The sequence below is a fragment of the Kitasatospora sp. NPDC018619 genome (assembly GCF_044391605.1).
In the GTDB taxonomy this organism is placed as follows: Bacteria; Actinomycetota; Actinomycetes; order Streptomycetales; family Streptomycetaceae; genus Kitasatospora.
Map to the genome: position 1 here is coordinate 38,855 of NZ_JBISAI010000019.1, position 20,625 is coordinate 59,479.

Sequence of the window (20,625 nt, forward strand, 5' to 3'; positions counted from 1 at the left end):
TCCGGACATTGTGCAACTCCCCTGCCGAATACCGGGGGTGCCGCTCTCCATCCGTTTGGAAATACGGCAGGATGTGCGGACGATGCGGAACGGACTGGTACAGCTCGGCGCCTGGGCGGCGGCCACCGGGGCGGCGGTGGCGCTGTCCTGGCTCGGCGTGCACGCGGTGCTGACCGGCGCCGCGTTCGAGCAGCCCACGGCGCTGCCGCTGCCCTCCCCGAAGGCCGACGGCACACCGCACTCCGCGCCCGCCGGGCCGGAGCAGCCGCACTCCGCCGCACCGTCCACGACCCCTTCCCCGACGGGCTCCTCGAACACCGCCACCGCTCCCGCCACCACGGCCGCCGCCCCGCACGCCCCGGCCCCCGCCACCACCGCCGCCACCGCTGCGCCCGCCCGCCGGCCCGTGCCCACCGCCACCGCGACGTCCACGGTGCGCAGCTACCCCGTCCCGGGCGGCAAGGTCGCGCTGGACCTCAAGCCGGACCGGGCCACCCTGGTCTCCGCCACCCCGGACCCGGGCTGGCAGATGCAGGTGTGGACGGTCGGCCAGTGGCTCCGGGTCGACTTCGTCCGGGACACCGAGACCAACTCGGTCATCGCCTCCTGGAACGGCCACGAGCCGATCGTGGAGACGGTCGTCCGCTGACCCGCCCTCCCGACGGGGCCCACGCACCGCTCCCCCGACCGGCCGTCAGAACCCCTCGCACGGCACGTACCCCGGCAGGTACGGCCCCGCGTACCCGGCCCGGTCCACCAGGGTGTGCCTGCTCCCGCCCGGCACCCCGATGGTGGCCAGCACCACCGCGCCGTAGTCGTCCCGCGCCTCGTGCGGCTCGGCCAGCGAGAGCGCGCCCCGGTCCACCGCGTAGTCGTAGGCGTAGTACACGTCCGGAACGCTCACCGCGAGGTCCAGCACCCCGTCGCCGTACCGGTCCAGGTACGCCGTCAGCTCCCGGCCGCGCGGGCCGGCGGCCCGGCCCGGGGAGGTGAGCACGATCCGGGTGCCCGGCGCGGCGAGCACGTAGGAGACCAGCTCCCGCTCGCCGGTCTCCGGCCCGGCGTACGCGGTGCAGCGCAGCCCCAGCGCGGCGCAGTAGCGGCGGGCCGCCCGCTCGGCGTCGGCGACCGCGAAGACCACCGCGTCGGCGCGGCCCAGCGGCAGCGGCCCCGCCTGCGCCGGGTCCGGTGGCAGGCCGGCCCCGAAGAGGGCGGGTTCGGCGGCGGTGTCGGTCATGACTGCCCTCCCGGTAGGCGTACGGACCATCGTGCCCGCCCCCGGCGCCGGGGCGGGGCCCTTCGCACGGGGGTGTGGCTGGAGGGTGGCGCCGGGCCGACCTGCGCGCAACTGTTCCGTTTCCTCCTGGTCAAGCTGTGCCCCGGAGCGGGAGAATCGGCCGCGCCGCTGTACAGAATGCCCACCACAGGACGGTGTCGCGAATGCCCCCCGCCCACGCCCCGCGCTCCCCCGACTCCCCCAACCCCGCTGCCCCGCAAGGGAATTCCATCGTGGGCAGTACGAACGACGCCATCGACGCCCTGGACGGCCGGCTGATCCGGCTGCTCGCCGAGGAGCCCCGGATCGGGGTGCTGGAGTGCTCGCGCCGGCTCCAGGTCGCCCGGGGCACCGTGCAGGCCCGGCTGGACCGGCTCCAGGCGAAGGGCGTGATCGGCGGCTTCGGCCCCGAGGTGGATCCGGCGGCGATCGGCTACCCGGTGACGGCCTTCGCCACCCTGGAGATCTCCCAGGGCCAGGGCGCGGACGTGCGGGCGCACCTGGCGAGCGTGCCGGAGGTGCTGGAGCTGCACACCATCACCGGGATCGGGGACATGCTGGTGCGGATCGTGGCCCGGTCCAACGCCGACCTGCAACGGGTGATCGACCGGGTGCTGGGCTTCGACGGGATCGTCCGCTCGTCCACCGCGATCGTGCTGGAGAACCCGGTTCCGTACCGGATCCTGCCGCTGGTCGACCAGGCCGCCGCCGAGTAGGAGGATCCGTGCCGTCCGGCGCGCCGATCTGGCACAAGGCCGGGGCGCCGACGCCGCAAAATTTGTATATGAACGTTCTACAAGCCCTCGCCGCATGACGGACGCGGTCCCGGCGAACAGTCCCGCCCCCACTCTCATCGCCTCCGCCCAGCGTGCCCTGCGCCTGCTGGAGGCGGCCGCCCGCTACCCCAAGGGCGCCACCGCCAAGCAGCTCGCCCGGGACACCGAACTCGCCCTGGGCACGGCCTACCACCTGCTGCGCACCCTGGTGCACGACCACTACCTGGAGCGCCGCAGCGGCCTCTACCTCACCGGCCCCGCCGTCGCCGGGCTGATCCGGTACGACGGCCCGGTGAGCGGCCGGGCCCGGCTCAAGGCGCTGCTCGGCATGCTCGCCGACGAGCTGTCCGCCGCGGTCTACTTCGCCTGGTACCGGGACGGCGAGGTGGACCTGGTCGAGGCCGCCGAGGCACCCGGCGCGCCGCTGGTCGCCCGGGACTGCTTCCGGTTCGGCGCGCACGCCACCGCGGCCGGCAAGACCGTGCTGGCCCTGATGACCGCCGAGGAGCGCCGGGACCACCTGGCGCGCTACCCGATGGTGCCGTTCACCCCGTACACCCTGCGCGACCCGGCCTGCCTGCCGCTGCTGGCGCGCCGGGGCCCGCGGCGGGGCGTCCCGATCACCCAGTTCCAGGAGTACGAGATGGGCTCGGCGGGCGCCGCGGTGCCGATCGTCGCGGGCAGCGGGATCGGCGCGATCTCGGTGTCGCTGCCGATGGCCCAGGCCCACCGGCTGGCCGGGATCGCCGCCCAGCTGGACACCCGGCTGGGCGACGACTTCGCCTCGATGGCCTTCGGGATCTGACCCCGCCGGGGCCGGCGGCCCCGGCGCCCCGGTCAGCAGGAGGGGACGCTGCCGCCGCTCTTCAGCGCCTGGAGGGCGGAGACCGCCTCGCCGAGGGTGCCGACCGGCACCAGGCGCAGCGAGGCCGGGGTGTTCACCCTGGCGTCCGCGCACTCGTCCCTGGGCAGCAGGAACACCGTCGCACCGTCCCGGGCGGCCGCCTGCGTCTTCAGGGGGACGCCGCCGACCGGGCCGACGGTGCCGTCCTTGTCGATGGTGCCGGTGCCGGCGACGGTGAGCCCGCCGGTGAGGTCGCCGCCCCTGCCGTCGCCGGCCAGCTTGTCGACGATGCCGAGCGCCAGCATCTGGCCGGCGCTCGGGCCGCCGACCTCGCCCAGGTCGACCCTGACCTTCACCTGGTCGGGCGACAGGTGGAGGTAGCCCAGCGCGGCCGCGGTGGCGGCGTCCTGGGACTCGGCCATCTGCTGGGCGGTCGCCTCGTCGGCCTTCACCGGATTGGTCTCCGGGTAGACCGTCTCGGTCGGGCGCACCGCCTCCTTCGGGTCGAACCAGGCCTGCATCGAGCGCCAGAAGGTGTTCTTCTGCCCGGCGTTGGTCGCCGTGATGGTGACCATCCGCAGCTCCCCCTCGGTGCTGCGCAGCGGCGCCCCGGTGATCGTGAGCACCGGCTTGCCCTGGTACGAGCCCAGGGTGTCCGCGGTCAGGCCCGGCCAGGTGATGGTGTACGGCAGCGGGACGAACGCGGCCACCCCGAACAGCGCGGTGACCAGCGCCCCGCACAGCGTGAGCGCGCGGGTCCGCGGGGAGGTGAGGGCCTGGGGCAGCTTGGTGTCGGGCACAAGGGGAATCCAAACACACCCGGCCGACGGGTGCGGGCGCTACCTCAGGGCGTCGGCCACCTCGGTCGCCGCCTCCACCACCCGGGGGCCGACCCGCTCGGGCACCATGCCGTTCAGCATCACCACGCCGACGCTGCCCTCGATGCCGCTCAGCCCGACCAGCGCGGCGGCCGCGCCGCTGGCCCCGGACTGCTCCTCCGCCCGGGTGATGACGAAGCCCTGCTCGGGCCGGCGCTGGCTGGGGAAGGTGCGCGCCTCCAGGATCGCCTGGCCGGCCGCGCTCTCGGTGAGCGGGTGGCGCAGGCCGGTCCGGTAGGCGACGTGGAAGTCGGTCCAGCTGGGCTCGACCACGGCGACGGCCAGCGCCTCGTTGCCGTCCACCAGGGTCAGGTGGGCGGTGGCGCCGAGGTCCTCCGCGAGGCTGCGCAGGGCCGGCAGCGCGGCCTCGCGCAGCAGCGGGTGCACCCGGTGCGCGAGGCGCAGCACGCCGAGGCCGACCCGGGCGCGCCCGCCGATGTCCCGGCGGACCAGGCCGTGCTGCTCCAGGGTGGCCAGCAGCCGGTAGACCACGGTCCGGTTGACGGCCAGGCGGGCGGCCAGCTCGGTCACGGTGAGCCCCCGCTCGGAGTCGGCGAGCAGCTTGAGGACCCGGACGCCGCGGTCCAGGGTCTGGGAGGTCTCGGCAGTCACGACGGGGCAATCCTTTCCGCGGCGCTCGCGGGCGGGCGGCGCCGTTCCAAGGCCGGTGTCGCGCGCAGGCGGGGGTGGCCGCGCTCGGACCGTACGGCGTCGTCCTTGACGCGCACGGCCCTGCGGCGCCGTTCCGCGGGGGTTGCCCGGCGGGAGAGCGTGGGGGAAAGGTAGTGAAGGAAATGTCGCGGCGGAAGTGGTTGTCCAAAATTCGGGCGTGATCGACTCCGACACCGCCCCCGATTCGGGACGAATCACCGCGAACCGGCGGGTGCGTCAGGGCCCGGACGCGCCCCCGGTCCGATGTCCGGACGCGCCGGGGGCGGGCGCCGCGCGGTGCCCGCCCCCGGCGGCGGCTCCGCGGCCGGCCCCCGCGGCGGCCGCGCGGCCTGCTCCCGGACCGGCTACTTGGCCCACTCCCGGATCTTCGCGATCCGGGCCTTCAGCTGGTTGGCGGTGGCCTGCGCGGTGAGCGGCCCGCCGCACTGGCGGCGCAGCTCGTTGTGGATGGTGCCGTGGGGCTGGTTGGTGCGGTGGTGCCAGGCGGCGACCAGCGTGTTCAGCTCCTTGCGCAGGTCCCGCAGCTCCTGGTGGGTGACCACCGGCCGCTGCTCGGCCGGCAGCTCCAGCAGGTCGGCCTCCTCGGCGGGCTTGGTCCTGCTGCGCTGGATCTGCCGGTGCTGGCGCTTCTGGAGCAGCATCTGCACCTGGTCCGGCTCCAGCAGGCCCGGGATGCCGAGGTAGTCCTCCTCCTCCTCGCTCCCCGGGTGGGCCTGCATGCCGAACTCCATGGCGTTGTACAGCACCCGGTCGAAGACCGCGTCGGAGCCCAGCGCCTCGTAGGAGAACTCCTCGCCGCCCGCGCCGTCCGGCCCGTCGTGGGCCCGCTCGGCCTCGGCGAGCAGCCGGTCCTCCTCGTCGAAGAGGCCCTCGCCCTCCTTCTTCGGCCGGTCCAGCACGTGGTCGCGCTGGAGCTCCATCTCGTTGGCGAAGCCCAGCAGCAGCGGGATGGTCGGCAGGAAGACCGAGGCGGTCTCGCCGCGCTTGCGGGCGCGCACGAAGCGGCCGACGGCCTGGGCGAAGAACAGCGGGGTGGAGATCGAGGTCGCGTACACCCCGACGCACAGCCGCGGCACGTCGACGCCCTCGGACACCATGCGGACCGCGACCATCCAGCGCGAGGTGCCCGCCGCGTAGTCGGAGATCCGCTTGGACGCCTCGGCCTCGTCCGAGAGGACCAGGGTGACCTTCTCGCCGCTGATCTCGCGCAGCATCTTGGCGTACGCCCGGGCCACGTTCTGGTCGGTGGCGATGACCAGTCCGCCGGCGTCCGGGATCGCCTTGCGGACCTCGGTGAGGCGGCGGTCGGCGGCCTGAAGCACGGCCGGGATCCACTCGCCCTGCGGGGACAGCGCGGTGCGCCAGGCCTGGGCGATCAGGTCCTTGGTCATCGGCTCGCCGAGCCGGGCCTCCAGCTCGTCGCCGGACTTGGTGCGCCAGCGCATGTTGCCGCTGTAGCTGAGGAAGATCACCGGGCGCACGACGTGGTCGGCCAGCGCGTGCCCGTAGCCGTAGGTGTAGTCGGCGACGGACTTGCGGATGCCGTCGGCGCCCGCCTCGTACGCCACGAACGGGATCGGGTTGGTGTCCGAGCGGAAGGGCGTACCGGTCAGCGCGAGCCGGCGGGTGGCCGGCTCGAAGGCCTCGAAGCAGGCCTCGCCCCAGGACTTGGAGTCACCGGCGTGGTGGATCTCGTCCATGATCACGAGGGTCTTGCGGGCCTCGGTGCGGTTGCGGTGCAGCATCGGGTTGACCCCGACGCCCGCGTAGGTGACCACGATGCCGTGGTAGTCGCGGGAGAGCGGCCCGGAGGAGTACGCCGGGTCCAGCCGGATGCCTATCCGGGCGGCGGCCTCGGCCCACTGCTTCTTCAGGTGCTCGGTCGGCGCGACGACCGTCACCTGCTGCACCAGGTGGTTGTGCAGCAGGTACGAGGCCAGGGTGAGCGCGAAGGTGGTCTTTCCGGCGCCCGGGGTGGCGACCGCGAGGAAGTCGCGCGGCTGCGTCTCGATGTACTTGTCCAGCGCACCCTGCTGCCAGGCCCGCAGCCTGCCCGCGGTGCCCCAGGGGGCGCGGCCGGGGAAGGCCGGGGAGAGGTGGTGCGACGCGGCGGGCGCGGCGTGCCCGGCGGAGCGGGCGGGGGCCTGCGGCTCCGGCACGTCGGAGAACAGCGGCATCGAGGAGGCGGCGGCAGTACTCACGGTCTCCGAGGGGGATCATCGCAGGTCAGAGGCGGTTTTGCGGCCTCGCCCCGCGGTCGGGCGGCGATCGGACAACCCGCCCAGCCTACCGGTCCGGCGCCGTTCGGGCCTCCAGGCGAGGCCCCGTGCCGGGCCCGCGCGGCCGGAAATCGATGTGACCCGGATCACTCCGGATACCTCGTGGAACCCGGTAAGCACCACGCGTCCCGGCACTCTCACCAGGTGAGGCCGCACCGACCCCACGTACCCCTGGCGCGGCCCCGCACCGAACCGAAGGGACCCTGCCGTGCGCACCGTCGAAGAGACCGTCCAAGCCCGCCTGATCCTCTCCACCCACCGCTCCGTCCGGCTGCGGGTGGTGCTCTCCTACCTGCCCGAGGACCCGCTGGCCGTCCGGATGGCCTTCCCGGCCGAGTTCTCGCTGGACGAGCCCGCCGAACGCCCGGACACCGAGGACATCGTCTGGGTCTTCGCGCGCCAGCTGCTCTCGGCCGGCATCGAGCTGCCGACCGGCGCCGGCGACGTCCACGTCCGGCCCGCGGTCGGCCGGCGCACCATGGTGGAGCTGCGGGCCCCCGAGGGCACCGCGCTGCTCCAGTACGACACCGCCGACCTGCGCCGCTTCCTGTGGCGCAGCCGGCTGGCCGTCCCCGAGGGCGAGGAGCACCTGCACCTGGACGCCGACCGCGCGCTCGCCGAACTGCTCGGCTGACGGGCGCCGGCGTCCGGGAGCGCCCCCGCGCCCGACGCCACCCGCGTCCGTCGGCGGCAACCCGGGCCCGGGGAGCCCGTACGGCCGCAGGCGCGCCCCGCTCCCGGGCGGATCAGCCCGAGAGCTTGCGCATCAGCCGCACGCCCTGCGCCGCCGTCAGGTGCGGCAGGTACGCCTTGCCGATCGCCCGGGTGATGCCGGGCAGCGCGGCCGGGTCGGGGTAGGCCATGTACATCGGCCGGTACTCCGGCTGGAACTTCGCCTTGAACGCCAGCAGCGAGCGGAAGCCGTACACCGGCTCCAGCGCCTTGCCCATCCAGTCCAGCATCCGCTGCAGCCCGGTGGGCTCCTCGTCCTGCCCGGTGCGGGCCAGCGGCGCGCCCGACAGCGACAGGAAGCGCGCGCCCTCCTCCTTGAAGCCGAGCGCGGCCGAGGCGATCAGGAACTCGCTGACGCCGCGGAAGCCGTCCGAGCGCCGGCGCATGAAGTCCAGCGTCCAGCCGACCGGCACGCCGTCCTCGTACACCGGCATCCAGCTGGTCAGCCCGTGCACCATCCGCTGCCCGTCCACCGCGACCAGCACCCGCACGTCCGGGTCGTCCAGCTCCTCCAGCCCGCCGAGCGTGAAGCCCATCTCCGGCAGGCCCTTCTCGGAGACCCACTCCTCGGAGATCGCCCGGATCTGCTCGCGCAGCGCGAGCGGCGCCTCGTGGTACGCCCACCACTCCGCGGAGATGCCCTGCTTCCCGGCCTTGTTCAGGGCGGTGCGGATGTCCTGCCACTTGCGGCCGGTGAAGGCCAGCTCGGGCAGCGGCACCACGGTGTCCTCGGCGACCTGCACCGAGCGCCAGCCGAGCTGCGCGGCGGCGGCCCTGGTCTCGCCGCAGACGCTGTAGAAGCACGGCGTCCAGCCGCGCGCGTCGCAGTACCGGGCGAAGCCGGCCACCGCCCGGGCCCGGTCCTCCGGCGCGCCGAACGGGTCGCCGGTGGTCAGCGCGACGGTGCCCACCACCCGGTAGGCGACGGCCGCCCGGCCGCCCTCGTCGAACCAGTAGTGGTTGCCGTCCCAGGTGGCGATGAAGGAGAGCGTCCCGCCGCCGTGCTCGGTCAGCAGCGCCCGCGCCCGCGCGGCCGCCGCCGCGTCGGTGTGCAGCACCGGCCGGCGGAAGACCGACAGCAGCACGGCCAGCGCGACCACCCAGAACGCCAGCCCGCAGTACGTCTCCAGGAAGCGCGCCACCGGCCCGACCGCGATCGGGTAGTCCGGCAGCAGGTCGTTGTACGCGGGCGGCAGGAACTGGGCCGGCAGCCCGGCCACCAGCCGGCGGGCGGACGCCCCCGGCTCGAACTCCCCCGCCACCAGCCGCCCGACCCCCACGTAGGCGGCCGCGGAGGCGAGCGCCGCACCGCCGAGCACCACGGCCAGCCGGCGCACCGAGCCGCCGGACAGCCGCAGCGCGAACCGCTTGCGGGTGGCCAGCAGCAGGACGGTGGTCAGCAGCGGCAGCAGCAGCGCCTCGACGAAGTACTGCACCACGTCCCGGCTGACCGGCCCGGCGTCCAGGTACAGCCAGCACAGCAGCGCCGCCCAGAGCAGCTCGGTGGCCACCGTGACCAGCCAGGCGAACCGCAGCCCCCGGCGCAGCCCCTCGGCGAGCACCAGCAGCAGCGCCGGGAACAGCGCGGCCATCATCCGGCCCGGGGTGTCGAAGATCCGGACGACGGCGTGCGCCCGGGCGCAGTCGTGCGCCGACAGCGCGCAGAAGTCGGCCACCTCGTCCGGGCTGAGCCGGTGCGAGAAGTACAGCTCCGAGAAGGTGTTGAACGGCCCGCTGGCGTTGTCGTACAGCGAGGCGAGCAGCGGTCCGCAGGCGGCGGCGACCAGGCAGAGCGCGACCAGCACCCGGGTCTCGGAGTGCGAGGAGCGGTGGGTGCGCAGGTGCGGACGGCCCCGGCTGACCAGCGCGCCCAGGCCGAGGCCGAGCAGTGCGGCGGCGCACCGCTGGACGCTCTGCAGGTGGCCCACGTACAGCGTCATCACCAGCGGGACGAGCAGCACCAGCAGGTGCAGCCGGCGGCGCCAGAGCACGGTGAGCCGGTACCCGAGGACCGCGGCCAGCGCGAACAGCCCGACACCGGGGCCGACCGAGATCTGGTCGGCCACCGAGGCCGTCCACTGCTCCCCCGCCGAGGAGCCGAAGGCGACCAGCCCGGTGCCCAGCAGGGTGCCGACGACCTGGCCGCCGAGCAGCACCGCGAGGGTGCGCACCCGCCCGAGCCGGTGCTCGGCGGCCGGGCCGACCAGGAGCAGCAGCAGGCTGGTGAACACGTACGAGCCGGTGCCCGAGCACCAGCCCATCGAGGTGACCGGCGCCCACCAGTGGCCCTCGGCCAGCGTGGACGGGCCGATCCCGGCCCGCTCCAGCAGGTGGTCCGACGGGCCGTGGCGCAGGCTGCCGGTGGCCGCCCCGAGCAGCCAGAGCCCGGCCAGCAGGGCCAGCGTCAGCGGCGCCGAGCGCAGCCGGCCGCCGAGCGCCCGGGCCGCCCGCCGCACCCGCTGGGGGCGCGGCTCCGGCGTCCGGGTGACCGGGGCCCGGTCGGTGCCGCGCTCGGCCGAGCGCTCCGCGTCCGGCCCCGACCGGCGCTGCTCGCCGACGGTGGCGAGGGCGGTCCCGGCGGCCGTCACCGGCTCAGCCCGGTCTGCTGGGCGAGCCACGGGAGCTGCTGGGCGATGCCGGGCCGGAAGACGACCCAGCCGTGGCCGCCCGGCATCAGGTCGAACTTGGCCCTCATTCCGGCCGCCTGGGCGGCCCGGTAGACCTTCTCCATCTGCGGTCTGAACTCCTCGTCGGTCTCGCCGACGACCAACGCGACGTTGGTGTCCGGGAACTTCTTGCGGGCCATCACCTGGAGCGGGTCGACGGCGTCGAACTTCTTCTCGTCACCGCCGAAGGCGGCCTTGACGGTCTGTTCCCGGCTGCCCAGGGTCGGCTCCTCCTGCCCGGACATGTCGAGGACCGTGCCGTACACGTCGGGGGCGTTGACGCCGAGCTGGAGCGCGCAGGTTCCGCCCATCGAGGCGCCGCCGATCGCCCAGGACGTGCGGCCGGTCGCGGCCTGGAGGTTCTGGTGCACCCAGTTCGGGACGTCCTCGGCCAGGTAGGTCTGGGTCCTGGCGATCCTGGAGTCGAGGCAGAGCGTGTTGTTCCAGGTGGAGCCGAGCTGGTCGGGCATCACCACGATCGGCGCGAGGCCGCCGTGCTCCGCGGCGTAGGCGTCGAGCGCCTCGTTGATCTGCGCGGAGAGCACCCAGTCCCCCGGGATCCCGGGCTGCCCGGTGATCATCACGACCACCGGCAGCAGCGGCCGCGGGTTGGCGTGGTAGGCGGGCGGGAGGTAGACGTACGCGTCGCGGGCCTTGAAGCCCGACCTGGTGCCGGGGATCGGCACCACCGAGACGGTGCCCTTCTCGGGCAGGCCCGCCGGGGGCTGCCAGACCTCCTCCAGCGTCCTGCCCGGCGGGGCGGCCACGGTCTGGCCCGCCTTGTCGGCGACCAGCCCGTCCGTCCTGGTCAGCCACGGCGCCAGCATCACGCGCCCGCTCGGGAACTGGCCGAAGCCGATGTTGACCTCGGAGGAGGACATCAGGACCACCAGGCCGCACAGGCCCAGTGCGAGCCCCCGCCGCCGCCAGGTGAGCCGGCGCATCCGGAAGCCGGCGAGGCAGAGCCCGGTCAGGGCGATGGCTATCCACCAGGTGACGTACCGGGGCGTGCCCTCCGGGAAGGGGTGCCACCAGCCGTCCACCACGGCGTCCAGCAGCCAGCTCAGCGCCGCCGCGGTGAGGAGCGCGGCGGGCAGGCGCACCCGCCACCAGCTCCGGCCGCGGCCGACGGCGAGCGCGAACAGCGCCGCCCAGCCGGCCGCCAGCACGGCGTGCGGGATCAGGCCCTCGGTGAGCGGCCAGTCGATCGGGTTCCAGCGGGTGGCAAGGGTCAGCGTGCTCATGCGGCTTTGCCCGGCGGGGTGGTGTCGGCCAGGAAGCCGTAGGCGACGACGTTGGCGTCGTAGCCGTGCTCCTCGCTGTACGAACCGCCGCAGGTGATCACCCGCAGCTGCGCGTCAGTGGCCTGACGGTAGACCCGATCGTCCGGGAAGTCCTTTCGGTCGTGCACTTCGATGGCGTAGAGCTGGTAGACGGCGGTGGCGCCGTCCGCCCGGGCGATCTCGATCCGATCCCCGCGACGGAGCGCGCCCAGATGATAGAAGACCGCGGGGCCGGCCTTGTTGTCGACGTGTCCCGCCAGGATCGCGGTGCCCCGCTGGCCGGGGCTGGCCCCGCCGCGGAACCAGCCCGCCAGGTTCCGGTCCGCCTCGGGCGGCGCCTGGAGGCGGCCGTCGGCGTCCAGCCCGAGGGGCGTCACCGGGGCGTCCAGGCGCACCGCCGGGATGCGGATCCGGGTCGGCGCGGACGGCCCCAGCGGCGGGACGACGGAGACCGGCGCGATCCCGGCCTGGGCCTGTCCGGCCCCCGGCGCGGGCGGCAGCGACGGGCCCCCGTCGTGCAGCAGCCAGGCACCGAGCACCAGCGCGGCCCCGGCCGCCAGGGTGCCCGGCCAGGGCCCCCTGCTCCGCTGGACGCCCACGGGCGCTCCCCTCTGCCGACGGACCCCCGCTTCCTGGGAGTTTCCTGGGAAACATTCAACCGGAACGGACTGTAAGGCACGTCGGTACGACGGTCGTACCGGCACCCGCCGATCGGCAGGGAGGACGGCTCCTTCCCTGCTCCCCGTGGGCGTCCGGTCGCGGAGCGCGACGGCCGCGCCGCGGGGGCGGGCGCCGCGGGAACACACCCGCCACGAAATATCGACGGTTCGACGGGCCCGATCGGTTGCGGCGTTCGGGCGATCGGTCACGACCGCGCGCTGCGCCTCTTCGACCGGCCCCGCCCCCGTGCCATGCTGACCCGGTTACGGGTCGCCCCGTCCGTCCGGCCGACCGGACTCCGCACTCCCGCACGCAGCCCCCGCCCCACGAACGGAGTGACCATGGAAGCCCTCTCCCGCCGCACCCTGCTGACGGCCGGCGCCGCCACCGCCGCCACCCTGGCGGCCGGCTGCGGCAGCAACCACGCCACCGGCGGGCAGCGGGCGGAAGGCACCGCCGCCCCGGCCACCGGCGCGGCCGACGAGCAGGGCAGCACCCCCACCCCGGCCCCGGCCCCCCAGCCGCAGGCCGTCCTGATCGGTGACGGCTCCACCTCGGACACCGGCGCCCAGCCGCACCAGCCCGTCCCCGAGCGGCTGGAGCCCGGCCGGCGCCCGCCGCAGTTCGTGGTCTTCTCCTGGGACGGCGCCGGCGAGCTCGACAACGGCCTGTTCGCCCGGTTCCGCCGGCTGGCCCAGGAGCACGACGCGAAGATGACCTTCTTCCTCAGCGGCCTCTACCTGCTGCCCGAGTCGAAGAAGGACCTCTACCGCCCGCCGCAGCACAAGGTCGGCGCCTCCGACATCGGCTACCTCAGCGACCAGCACATCCGCGACACCCTGGAGAACGTGCGCGCGGCCTGGCTGGAGGGCCACGAGATCGGGACGCACTTCAACGGCCACTTCTGCGGCTCCACCGGCGTCGGCAGGTGGTCCCCGGAGGAGTGGGACAGCGAGATCCAGCAGGCGATGGACTTCGTCACCAACTGGCGCACCAACACCGGCTTCACCGACCTGCCGGCGCTGCCCTTCGACTACCGCAAGGAGCTGATCGGCGGCCGCACCCCCTGCCTGGAGGGCCAGCGCAACCTGCTGCCCACCGCGGTCAAGCGCGGCTGGCGCTACGACAGCAGCGGCAACGGCACCCAGGTGTGGCCGCAGAAGATCCAGGGCGGCGCGCTGTGGGACCTCCCGCTGCAGTCCATCCCGTTCCCCGGGCACACCTTCCAGGTGCTCTCGATGGACTACAACATCATGTACAACCAGTGCGGCCCCAACACCAAGGCCGACCCGGCCCTCCACCCGGGCTTCCAGGCCCAGGCCCGCGACGCCTACCTGATGGGCTTCGAGCGCACCTACAACGGCAACCGGGCGCCGTACGTCATCGGCAACCACTTCGAGGAGTGGAACGGCGGCATCTACATGAACGCCGTCGAGGACGCCCTGCGGGCCATCGCGGGCCGGCCGGAGGTCCGGCTGGTCTCCTTCCGGCAGCTGGTCGACTGGCTGGACGCCCAGGACCCGGCGGTGCTGCGCAAGCTCCAGACCCTCGCCCCGGGCCAGGCCCCGGCCGGCGGCTGGGAGGCCTTCCTCGGCGCCCCGGCGGGGGCCGGAGCCCCCGCCGGGAGCTGACCGTCAGGCCTTCGCCCGCACCCGGCCGGCGAGCAGCGCGCCGAGCAGCGCCACCCCGGCCATCGACAGCAGGATCACCGCGAAGGCGCCGGGCGAGCCGGCCGCCCCGCCGTCCCCGTGGGCGGCGGCGAGCGAGCCGCCGCCCAGCGCCGCGAACAGCACCCCGGCCAGGCCGGTCAGCAGCACGTTGCCCAGCGCGTCGCTCATCTGCAGGGCGGCCGAGTTGGCCCCGGCGTCCTCCGGCGTGGAGAGCTTCATCATCAGCACGCTGACGCTCGCGATCGCCATGCCCATCCCGATGCCGCCGACGCCCCAGGCCACCGAGGCGACCCAGGCCGGCACCGCCGGGAGCAGCACCAGCGCGGCGCCCGCGATCGCCACCGCGGTCAGCACGAAGCCGCCCCTGATCATCGCCGCGCGGTAGCGTTCCGCCCCCGGCCAGCCCTGGAGCCAGGAGCCGAGCGCCCAGGTGAGGCCGCCGCTGGTCAGGGTCAGTCCGGCCAGCGTCGGCGAGAGCGCGCGCTGGGTGGTCATCATCAGCGGGATGAAGGCCTCGGCCGCGAAGAACGCCCCCGCCGCCAGCCCGCGCAGCAGGATCACGGCCGGCAGGCCCCGCCCGGCCCGCAGGGTCCGGGCGGGCAGCAGCCCCAGGACGGCCGGCACCAGCAGCGCCGCCCCGGCGATCCCGGGGACCAGCCCGACCAGGTCCCGCCGCTGGCCCGCGTACTGCAGCAGGCCGGCGCCGACGGCCGCCATCGCGGCGAGCAGGGTGCGGCGGCGGTCGAAGGCCGCGCCCCGGACCGCCGGGCGCTCCCGCTCCGCGCGGGCCAGCGCCGGGCCCATCACGGCCAGCGGCAGCAGGATCAGCACCGGCACGGCCAGGAACACCCAGCGCCAGCCCAGGTGCTGGGTGACGGCCCCGGAGACCAGCGGGCCGATGATCGAGGGCAGCACCCAGGCCGAGGAGAAGGCCGCGAACACCGCGGGCCGCAGCCGTTCCGGATAGGCCCGGCCGACCACCACGTACAGCGCGACGATCACCAGCCCGCCGCCCAGGCCCTGGACCGCCCGGCCGGCCACGAACACCCACATCCCCGGCGCCGTCCCGGCCACCACCAGCCCCACGCCGAACACCGCGATGCCGCTGAACAGCGGCCGCAGCGGGCCGCTCCGGTCGCACCACTGGCCGGAGACGACCAGGGCGAACAGGGTGGTGGTGAAGTAGCCGGAGAAGGCGAAGGCGTACAGCCCGAGGCCGTTCAGCTGGCGGGCCGCGGTGGGCATCGCGGTGTTGACGGCCGTCGCCTCGAAGGCGATCACCAGGACCACCGAGACGATCCCCAGCGTCAGCGCTCGGTAGCGGCCGCCGAGCACCCCGCCGCCGGGGTCGTCGTCGAGGGGTATCGGAACGGGGTCGACCGAGGTGGGGGAGGCAGTGGTCATACGTCACATGGTAAGAGCCGTCCGCCTCGGTGACCCCTGACCGCGGTCGGTGACCGGCTCGGTCCTACGACCTAGGGCCCCGGCCGGGGCGCAGGCTCAGTGCAGCACCTTGAGGCCCACCACGCCGGAGACGATCAGCAGCAGGCAGGCGATCCGGGCCATCGTCACCGCGTCCCCCAGGACGGCCATCCCGTAGACCGCGGTGCCGACCGCGCCGATGCCGACCCAGACCGCGTAGCCGGTGCCGATCGGAATGGTGCGCATCGCGTACGCCAGACCGCCCATGCTGAACAGCAGGGCGATGCCGAAGACGAGGCTGGGAACGAGGCGGCTGAAGCCCTTGGACGATTCCAGGGCGACCGCCCAGACCGTCTCCAGGAAACCCGAGAGGACGAGAACGAGCCAGGCCATGACGGTGGTACCTCCGCAGTCCACAGCGGCCGGATTGCCGCTGAACTGCGCCGTCTTGTCGTCACCGGGTACGACGCGCTCGTCCGGGGTGGCGAGCGGGCCGCCACCTCTTTCCGACGGTAGCACACCCTGCCATACAGAATTTACAAACGGGCGTTGACCACCCTCCCCCGGATCGGCCACTATGAATTCACTGGCCGTGTGCCCGAGTGGCTTAGGGAACCGTCTGCAAAGCGGTGCACGCGGGTTCGATTCCCGCCATGGCCTCACCGGAAAAGGAATTGCCGGTCGACTCCGGAAGTCGGCCGGCAATTCCTTTCCGCTTTTCCGGCCGCCGTCGCGCGGCGGCCGCCGGTCAGGCCGTGACGGCGTCCTCCGCACGGATCGGCAGCCGGCCGACCGGCAGGCCGGTGGCGGCGCGCACCGCCGCGGCGACGGCCGCCGGGGCCACCACCGCGGGGACGGCGCCGACCGCCTTGGCGCCGAACGGGGCCACCACGTCGCGCTCCTCCAGCAGCGCGGCGATCCGCACCTCCGGGGTGTCCAGCGCGGTGGGCAGCCGGTAGCCGGTCAGCGAGGGGTTGCGCAGCACGCCGCCCTCCGTGCGCAGGTCCTCCAGCAGCGCCAGGCCCACGCCCTGGGCCACCCCGGCCTCGATCCGGTCCTCGATCTGGCGCGGGTTCAGCGCCCGGCCGACGTCCTGGGCGACCGTCATCTCGACCACCCGCACCGCGCCCAGCTCGATGTCCACGTCCACCACGGCGCGCATCGCGCAGAACGAGATGGAGACGAAGGCGTCGCCCTGCCCGGACTCGTCCAGCGGCTCGGTGGGGTGCGGGCGGCACTGCGCGGTGGCCCACAGCTCCTTGCCCTCCAGCGCCTCCGCGACGGGCATGCCGAGCACCCCGTCGTACGAGGTGATCTTGCCGTCGGCGATCTGGAGCAGCTCCGCCGACATCCCGAAGTTGGCCGCGATCGGTTGCAGCAGCTGGTGGCGGACCATCAGCGCGGCCCGCTCGACGGCGCCGCCGGAGACCCAGGTGTGCCGGCCGCGGGCGGACGGCCCGGCGATCGACTGGTCGCTGTCGGCCGGGGCGATGTAGACCTCGCTGACGCCCAGCACGGTCTGCACGATCTGCCGGGCCAGCGTCGCGAAGCCCTGCCCGGCGTCGACCGCCGCGCAGATCACCGTGGCGTGGTCGCCGCTGACCCGCACGGTCGCGGTGGAGACCTCGTCCTCGCCCTCGGCGCCCAGCATGTGCACCATGCCGACGGCGTAGCCGATGCCGCGCCGCACCGCCGCCGGGTCGCCCGCGCCGCCGGGCCCGCCGGGCAGCAGCCACTCGGCGTCCGGGTCGTCCACCGGCAGGGCCGGCAGCGGCTCGGCCGCGACGGCGTCCAGCAGGGCGCGCACCGGCGCCGGGCAGGTGACGGCCTGTCCGGTGGGCAGCGGGTCCCCGGTGGACATGGCGTTGCGGCGGCGGACCTCCACCGGGTCCACGCCGATCCGGGCGGCCAGCTGGTCCAGCTGCGACTCGTACGCGAAGCAGGCCTGGAGGGCGCCCTCGCCGCGCATCCGGCCGGCCGGCGGGTTGTTGGTGCGCACCGCCCAGGCGTCCACGAAGACGTTCGGGCAGACGTACGGGCCGACCGAGAACGCGGTGGCGGCGGCCAGCGCCTCCGCCGAGACGTCCGCGTAGGCGCCGCCGTCCAGCAGGATCTGCGCCTCGACCTTCACCAGCGTGCCGTCGGCGTCGGCGTGGTGGCGGTAGCGCAGCAGCGCGGGGTGGCGCGAGGTGTGGGTGTGGAAGGACTCCTCGCGGGTGAGCGTCATCTTCACCGGGCGGCCGGTGCGCAGCGCCAGCAGGGCCAGGGTGACCTGGAACGACAGGTCCTCGCGGTCGGTGGTGGCGCCGGGCACGCCGGTGACCACCAGTCGGACGCGGTCCGGCTCCAGGCCGAGGCAGGCGGCGGTGCGGTCGCGGTCGCCGTGCGGGTCGGTGGAGGACAGGTGCAGCTCGACGCCGCCGTCCGGGCGCGGCACGGCCAGGCCGGCCTCGGCGCCGAGCGGGGCCGGGTCCTGCCGGCCGACCTGGTAGAGGCCCTCGACGACGATCTCGCCGACCGCGTCCGGATCCCCGGTGCGCAGCGGCAGGTGCCGGAACAGGTTGCCGTCCGGGTGCAGCGGCGGGGCGGTGAAGGCCTGCTCCGGGTCGGTGACGGCCTCCAGCGGCTCGTAGTCGACCGCGATCAGGCCGACGGCCAGCCGGGCGGTGTCCGGGTGGTCGGCGGCCACCGCGGCGATCGGCTCGCCGTGGTGGCGCACCACGCCGGCGGCCAGCACCGGCCGGTCGGCGACGATCGGCCCGGCCGGGGCGCCGTCGGGGGCGCCGTCCGGGCCGGGCGGCAGGTCGGCGGCGGTGACCACGGCGTGCACCCCGGGCAGCGCCAGCGCGGCCGAGGTGTCGATGCCGCGGATCCGGGCGTGCGGGTGCGGCGAGCGCAGCACGGCGCCCCACAGCAGCCCCTCGGCCCACAGGTCGGCCGCGTACGGGTAGATGCCGAGCGCCTTGGGCAGCGCGTCGCCGCGCAGCGGGGAGCTGCCCAGGCCGATCGGCTCCGGTGCGCCGCCCTCGCCGCCGTCCTGCTGGAGTGCTGCGCCGATGTCGGTAGGCGACGTCATGATGCGTGGTCGTCCTCGGGGAGCCGGATGCCGTGGGCGGGGGTGGCGCCGTACGGGACGCCGGCCGGGGCACCGCCCTCGGCCGGGGCACCGTGCGGGTGCGGAGCGGCGTACGGGGTGCCGTGCGGCGGCGTGCCGTCGTGGACGGTGCCGGGCAGCGGGGTGCCGTGCGCGGGGGTGGGCTCGTAGACCGGGGCGTCGTACCCGGTGTCGTAGCCGGTCTGCTGCTGGTGGCCGTCCGGGTACGGCAGGTAGGTGCCGTGCGCGGGGGTGGCCTGGTAGGGCTGCTCGGGGTAGCCCTGCGGCGGGTAGTACACCTGGTCGTCGGTGGCCTGGGCGGGGATGGCGTCCCGGATCGGGGCCAGCACGGTGGTGTCGTACACGCCGGTGTCGTAGCCGTGCGGGTCGCCGTACGGCGGTGCGGCCGGGGCCGGCCCGGTGTGCGGCTGCCCGGCGCCCGGCTGCTCGACGGCGTGCTGCGGCTCGGAGTACTGCGGCTCGACGGCGGGCGGCTCGGCGGCCGGCGGCTCGACGGCGGCCTGCTCGGCCGACTGCTGCTGCGGGACGTGCTCGATCCAGGCCTCGGCGTCGGTGTAGACCGGCGGCTCGACGGCTTGCCCGGGCTCGACGGGCGGCTGCGCCGGCGGCTCGGCGCCCGGCCCGGCCGGCGCGTCGGAGGCGGCCCCGGCGGCGGCCTGCGCGGCGGCCTCGGCGGCCTCCTCCGCCTGCTCGGCCTCCAGCGCGCGGGTGTCCGCGACGCTCTGGACGGCGGCCAGCACGCCCCGGTAGCCGGTGCAGCGGCAGAGGTTGCCGCACAGCGCCTGACGGGCCTCCACCTCGGTGGGCCGGTGGTTGCGCTGGAGCAGGTCGTGCACCGCCATCGCCATGCCGGGGGTGCAGTAGCCGCACTGGACGGCGCCGGAGGCGGCCAGCGCCTGCTGGACGTCGCTCGCGCCGCCGGAGGCCGACAGGCCCTCGACGGTGTTGATCTCGCTGTCGGCGGCCAGTGCGGCGGGCACCAGGCAGCCGGCCACCAGCTGGCCGTCCACCTGCACCGAGCAGGCCCCGCACTCGCCCTGCTCGCAGCCGTCCTTGGCACCGGCCAGGCCGAGCCGCTCGCGCAGCACGTAGAGCAGGCTCTCACCGATCCAGGCGTCGGTGACGGGCCGTTCGAAACCGTTGACCCGCAGCGTGTACGAGGCGCACGGGCGCAGCTCACGGCTGACCTGCGGGGAGAGGCCGAGCGGGTCGGCGTCGAGGGTCTCGATGGGGTCTGTGGTCACTTCAGCGCCCTTCCCAGTGCCCGTCGGGCCAGCACCGATACGGTACGCCGCAGCCGAACGGCGGCCGCTGTCGGCCCCTCGGTCGCGGCCTCCCAGGCGCCCTCGGCGCCGTAGTCGTCGGGGACGCAGGCGGCGGCCACGTACTCGCCGAAGGCGGCGGTCGCGGCCGGGTCGATCTCCCGGCTGCCGTCCCAGTCGATGCAGCCGGCCACCCAGGCCTCGGCCTCCAACGGGCGCAGCGGCACCGGCGCGACGGCCCCGACGGCGCAGCGCACCGAGCGCCGGGCCGGGTCGAGGACGAGGGCGACGGAGGCGGTGGCGCGGGCCGGGCCGCTGCGGCCGGTGGCCTTGAGGAAGACCTGGGGGGCGTGCAGCAGCGGGACGCGCACCCAGGTGAGCAGCTCGCCGGGGCGCACCGGGTCGAGCCCGGTGAGCAGGTGACTGACCGGCACCTCGCGGGTGCCGCCGGCGCGGGCCAGGGTGACGCCGGCCTCCAGCGCGGTGAGCACCGGGAGGGTGTCACCGGCCGGGGCGGCGGTGACGATGTTCCCGCCGAGGGTGCCCACGTTGCGGACCTGCGGCGGGCCGGCGGTGCGGGCGGCGTCGGCGAGCGCCGGGATGAGCGCGGCGAAGTCGGGGCGGTCCATCCGGGCGTGGGTGAGCCCGGCGCCGAGCACGGCGGTGCCGCCGTCCTCGTAGCGCCAGCCGCGCAGTTCGGTGATCCGGCCGAGGCCGACCAGGGCGGCTGGGCGCAGTCGGCCGGCGTTGACGGCCTCCATCAGGTCGGTGGCTCCGGCCACCGGTACCGCGGCCGGTGCGGCGGCCAGCGCGTCGACGGCCTCGTCGAGGGAGGCCGGCAGCATGATCGTCCGGTTCACCTGGGTCCCACCGTGCTCCACTTGCTCATCGATCGCCTGCCGCCCGCCGGCCTGCGGCCGTGCCGTCCTGCGTCGGCAGCCCGGCCTGGCCCGTAGGGTACGGGCGATCGGGCCGGGTTGGGCAACTCTGGCACACAATGCTCGATGATCATTTCGGGACCGGTGAACGGGACTGCCCGATTGGGACTGATACCGGGCGGTATCTGCCCCGACCCGCTCCGGGCCAGGGC

At 75.0% G+C, this 20,625-nt stretch carries 17 protein-coding genes, 1 tRNA gene and 1 riboswitch; of the genes, 6 read left to right on the forward strand and 12 right to left on the reverse strand.

Annotation, left to right across the window (positions count from 1 at the left end; genetic code table 11):
- The first annotated feature begins 82 nt into the window (after positions 1 to 82).
- Positions 83 to 649 (forward strand): hypothetical protein, encoded by a 567-nt coding sequence (locus tag ACH5AR_RS26700; protein WP_396304048.1) that lies wholly within the window; start codon positions 83 to 85, stop codon positions 647 to 649.
- Positions 650 to 694: 45 nt separating this feature from the next.
- Here ACH5AR_RS26700 and ACH5AR_RS26705 read toward each other — a convergent pair whose 3' ends face one another.
- Positions 695 to 1,237, reverse strand: a complete 543-nt coding sequence (locus ACH5AR_RS26705; protein WP_396304049.1) for a VOC family protein — start codon at positions 1,235 to 1,237, stop codon at positions 695 to 697.
- A 272-nt stretch (positions 1,238 to 1,509) separates the two neighbouring features.
- On the opposite strand from ACH5AR_RS26705, the gene ACH5AR_RS26710 reads away from it, so the two are divergent.
- Together ACH5AR_RS26710 and ACH5AR_RS26715 are read left to right on the forward strand one after the other, a co-directional pair.
- A complete protein-coding gene (locus ACH5AR_RS26710; RefSeq protein WP_396304050.1) occupies positions 1,510 to 1,992 on the forward strand; it encodes an Lrp/AsnC family transcriptional regulator in 483 nt (160 codons plus the stop codon).
- 94 nt (positions 1,993 to 2,086) lie between these two features.
- The gene (locus tag ACH5AR_RS26715) at positions 2,087 to 2,857 is read left to right on the forward strand and encodes an IclR family transcriptional regulator (RefSeq protein WP_396304051.1); all 771 of its coding nucleotides are present in this window, start codon (positions 2,087 to 2,089) and stop codon (positions 2,855 to 2,857) included.
- Positions 2,858 to 2,889: 32 nt separating this feature from the next.
- Here the strand turns inward: ACH5AR_RS26715 and ACH5AR_RS26720 are convergent, their stop codons facing one another.
- From ACH5AR_RS26720 to ACH5AR_RS26730, 3 genes are all read right to left on the reverse strand, one after another.
- On the reverse strand, positions 2,890 to 3,696 hold the full coding sequence (locus tag ACH5AR_RS26720) for a S16 family serine protease (RefSeq protein WP_396304052.1): 807 nt from the start codon (positions 3,694 to 3,696) through the stop codon (positions 2,890 to 2,892).
- Between the two features lie 39 nt (positions 3,697 to 3,735).
- Positions 3,736 to 4,386, reverse strand: a complete 651-nt coding sequence (locus tag ACH5AR_RS26725) for an IclR family transcriptional regulator (protein ID WP_396304053.1) — start codon at positions 4,384 to 4,386, stop codon at positions 3,736 to 3,738.
- Between the two features lie 404 nt (positions 4,387 to 4,790).
- On the reverse strand, positions 4,791 to 6,623 hold the full coding sequence (locus tag ACH5AR_RS26730; protein WP_396304107.1) for a DEAD/DEAH box helicase: 1,833 nt from the start codon (positions 6,621 to 6,623) through the stop codon (positions 4,791 to 4,793).
- A gap of 310 nt (positions 6,624 to 6,933) precedes the next feature.
- Between ACH5AR_RS26730 and ACH5AR_RS26735 the strand changes: the two genes are divergently transcribed.
- On the forward strand, positions 6,934 to 7,359 hold the full coding sequence (locus ACH5AR_RS26735) for an SsgA family sporulation/cell division regulator (protein ID WP_396304054.1): 426 nt from the start codon (positions 6,934 to 6,936) through the stop codon (positions 7,357 to 7,359).
- Between the two features lie 112 nt (positions 7,360 to 7,471).
- On the opposite strand, the gene ACH5AR_RS26740 is transcribed toward ACH5AR_RS26735, so the two are convergent.
- The 3 genes from ACH5AR_RS26740 to ACH5AR_RS26750 are packed head-to-tail and all read right to left on the reverse strand — an operon-like array spanning position 7,472 to position 12,005.
- Positions 7,472 to 10,045 (reverse strand): phosphatidylglycerol lysyltransferase domain-containing protein, encoded by a 2,574-nt coding sequence (locus tag ACH5AR_RS26740; protein ID WP_396304055.1) that lies wholly within the window; start codon positions 10,043 to 10,045, stop codon positions 7,472 to 7,474.
- Positions 10,042 to 11,367 (reverse strand): alpha/beta hydrolase, encoded by a 1,326-nt coding sequence (locus ACH5AR_RS26745; protein WP_396304056.1) that lies wholly within the window; start codon positions 11,365 to 11,367, stop codon positions 10,042 to 10,044. Before ACH5AR_RS26745 ends, ACH5AR_RS26740 begins: the two co-directional genes overlap by 4 nt.
- On the reverse strand, positions 11,364 to 12,005 hold the full coding sequence (locus ACH5AR_RS26750; RefSeq protein WP_396304057.1) for a class F sortase: 642 nt from the start codon (positions 12,003 to 12,005) through the stop codon (positions 11,364 to 11,366). Before ACH5AR_RS26750 ends, ACH5AR_RS26745 begins: the two co-directional genes overlap by 4 nt.
- A 402-nt stretch (positions 12,006 to 12,407) precedes the next feature.
- Between ACH5AR_RS26750 and ACH5AR_RS26755 the strand changes: the two genes are divergently transcribed.
- Positions 12,408 to 13,697 carry a hypothetical protein gene (locus ACH5AR_RS26755; protein WP_396304058.1) on the forward strand — a complete coding sequence of 430 codons (1,290 nt, stop codon included), beginning with the start codon at positions 12,408 to 12,410 and terminating at the stop codon, positions 13,695 to 13,697.
- A 3-nt stretch (positions 13,698 to 13,700) separates the two neighbouring features.
- Here ACH5AR_RS26755 and ACH5AR_RS26760 read toward each other — a convergent pair whose 3' ends face one another.
- Both ACH5AR_RS26760 and ACH5AR_RS26765 read right to left on the reverse strand, forming a co-directional pair.
- Entirely contained in the window at positions 13,701 to 15,140 is a 1,440-nt protein-coding gene (locus tag ACH5AR_RS26760; protein WP_396304059.1) for an MFS transporter, read from the reverse strand.
- Positions 15,141 to 15,236: 96 nt separating this feature from the next.
- Positions 15,237 to 15,551 carry a DMT family transporter gene (locus ACH5AR_RS26765; RefSeq protein ID WP_396304060.1) on the reverse strand — a complete coding sequence of 105 codons (315 nt, stop codon included), beginning with the start codon at positions 15,549 to 15,551 and terminating at the stop codon, positions 15,237 to 15,239.
- A 44-nt stretch (positions 15,552 to 15,595) separates the two neighbouring features.
- A riboswitch (guanidine-III (ykkC-III) riboswitch) is annotated at positions 15,596 to 15,661 on the reverse strand.
- A gap of 85 nt (positions 15,662 to 15,746) precedes the next feature.
- Between ACH5AR_RS26765 and ACH5AR_RS26770 the strand changes: the two genes are divergently transcribed.
- A tRNA-Cys gene (locus ACH5AR_RS26770) sits at positions 15,747 to 15,818 on the forward strand.
- A gap of 88 nt (positions 15,819 to 15,906) precedes the next feature.
- On the opposite strand, the gene ACH5AR_RS26775 is transcribed toward ACH5AR_RS26770, so the two are convergent.
- The 3 genes from ACH5AR_RS26775 to ACH5AR_RS26785 are packed head-to-tail and all read right to left on the reverse strand — an operon-like array spanning position 15,907 to position 20,380.
- Entirely contained in the window at positions 15,907 to 18,234 is a 2,328-nt protein-coding gene (locus ACH5AR_RS26775; protein WP_396304061.1) for a xanthine dehydrogenase family protein molybdopterin-binding subunit, read from the reverse strand.
- Positions 18,231 to 19,517 (reverse strand): 2Fe-2S iron-sulfur cluster-binding protein, encoded by a 1,287-nt coding sequence (locus tag ACH5AR_RS26780; protein WP_396304062.1) that lies wholly within the window; start codon positions 19,515 to 19,517, stop codon positions 18,231 to 18,233. The genes ACH5AR_RS26775 and ACH5AR_RS26780 overlap by 4 nt, the downstream gene beginning before the upstream one ends.
- A complete protein-coding gene (locus ACH5AR_RS26785; protein ID WP_396304108.1) occupies positions 19,514 to 20,380 on the reverse strand; it encodes an FAD binding domain-containing protein in 867 nt (288 codons plus the stop codon). The genes ACH5AR_RS26780 and ACH5AR_RS26785 overlap by 4 nt, the downstream gene beginning before the upstream one ends.
- Positions 20,381 to 20,625 lie beyond the last annotated feature (245 nt).

Coding starts and splice junctions, on each gene's coding strand:
- ACH5AR_RS26730 (WP_396304107.1), bottom strand. CDS start 6,623: ATGCCGCTGTTCTCCGACGTGCCGGAGCCGCAGGCCCCCGCCCGCTCC.
- ACH5AR_RS26760 (WP_396304059.1), bottom strand. CDS start 15,140: ATGACCACTGCCTCCCCCACCTCGGTCGACCCCGTTCCGATACCCCTC.
- ACH5AR_RS26700 (WP_396304048.1), top strand. CDS start 83: ATGCGGAACGGACTGGTACAGCTCGGCGCCTGGGCGGCGGCCACCGGG.
- ACH5AR_RS26715 (WP_396304051.1), top strand. CDS start 2,087: ATGACGGACGCGGTCCCGGCGAACAGTCCCGCCCCCACTCTCATCGCC.
- ACH5AR_RS26705 (WP_396304049.1), bottom strand. CDS start 1,237: ATGACCGACACCGCCGCCGAACCCGCCCTCTTCGGGGCCGGCCTGCCA.
- ACH5AR_RS26745 (WP_396304056.1), bottom strand. CDS start 11,367: ATGAGCACGCTGACCCTTGCCACCCGCTGGAACCCGATCGACTGGCCG.
- ACH5AR_RS26775 (WP_396304061.1), bottom strand. CDS start 18,234: ATGACGTCGCCTACCGACATCGGCGCAGCACTCCAGCAGGACGGCGGC.
- ACH5AR_RS26765 (WP_396304060.1), bottom strand. CDS start 15,551: ATGGCCTGGCTCGTTCTCGTCCTCTCGGGTTTCCTGGAGACGGTCTGG.
- ACH5AR_RS26755 (WP_396304058.1), top strand. CDS start 12,408: ATGGAAGCCCTCTCCCGCCGCACCCTGCTGACGGCCGGCGCCGCCACC.
- ACH5AR_RS26785 (WP_396304108.1), bottom strand. CDS start 20,380: ATGCTGCCGGCCTCCCTCGACGAGGCCGTCGACGCGCTGGCCGCCGCA.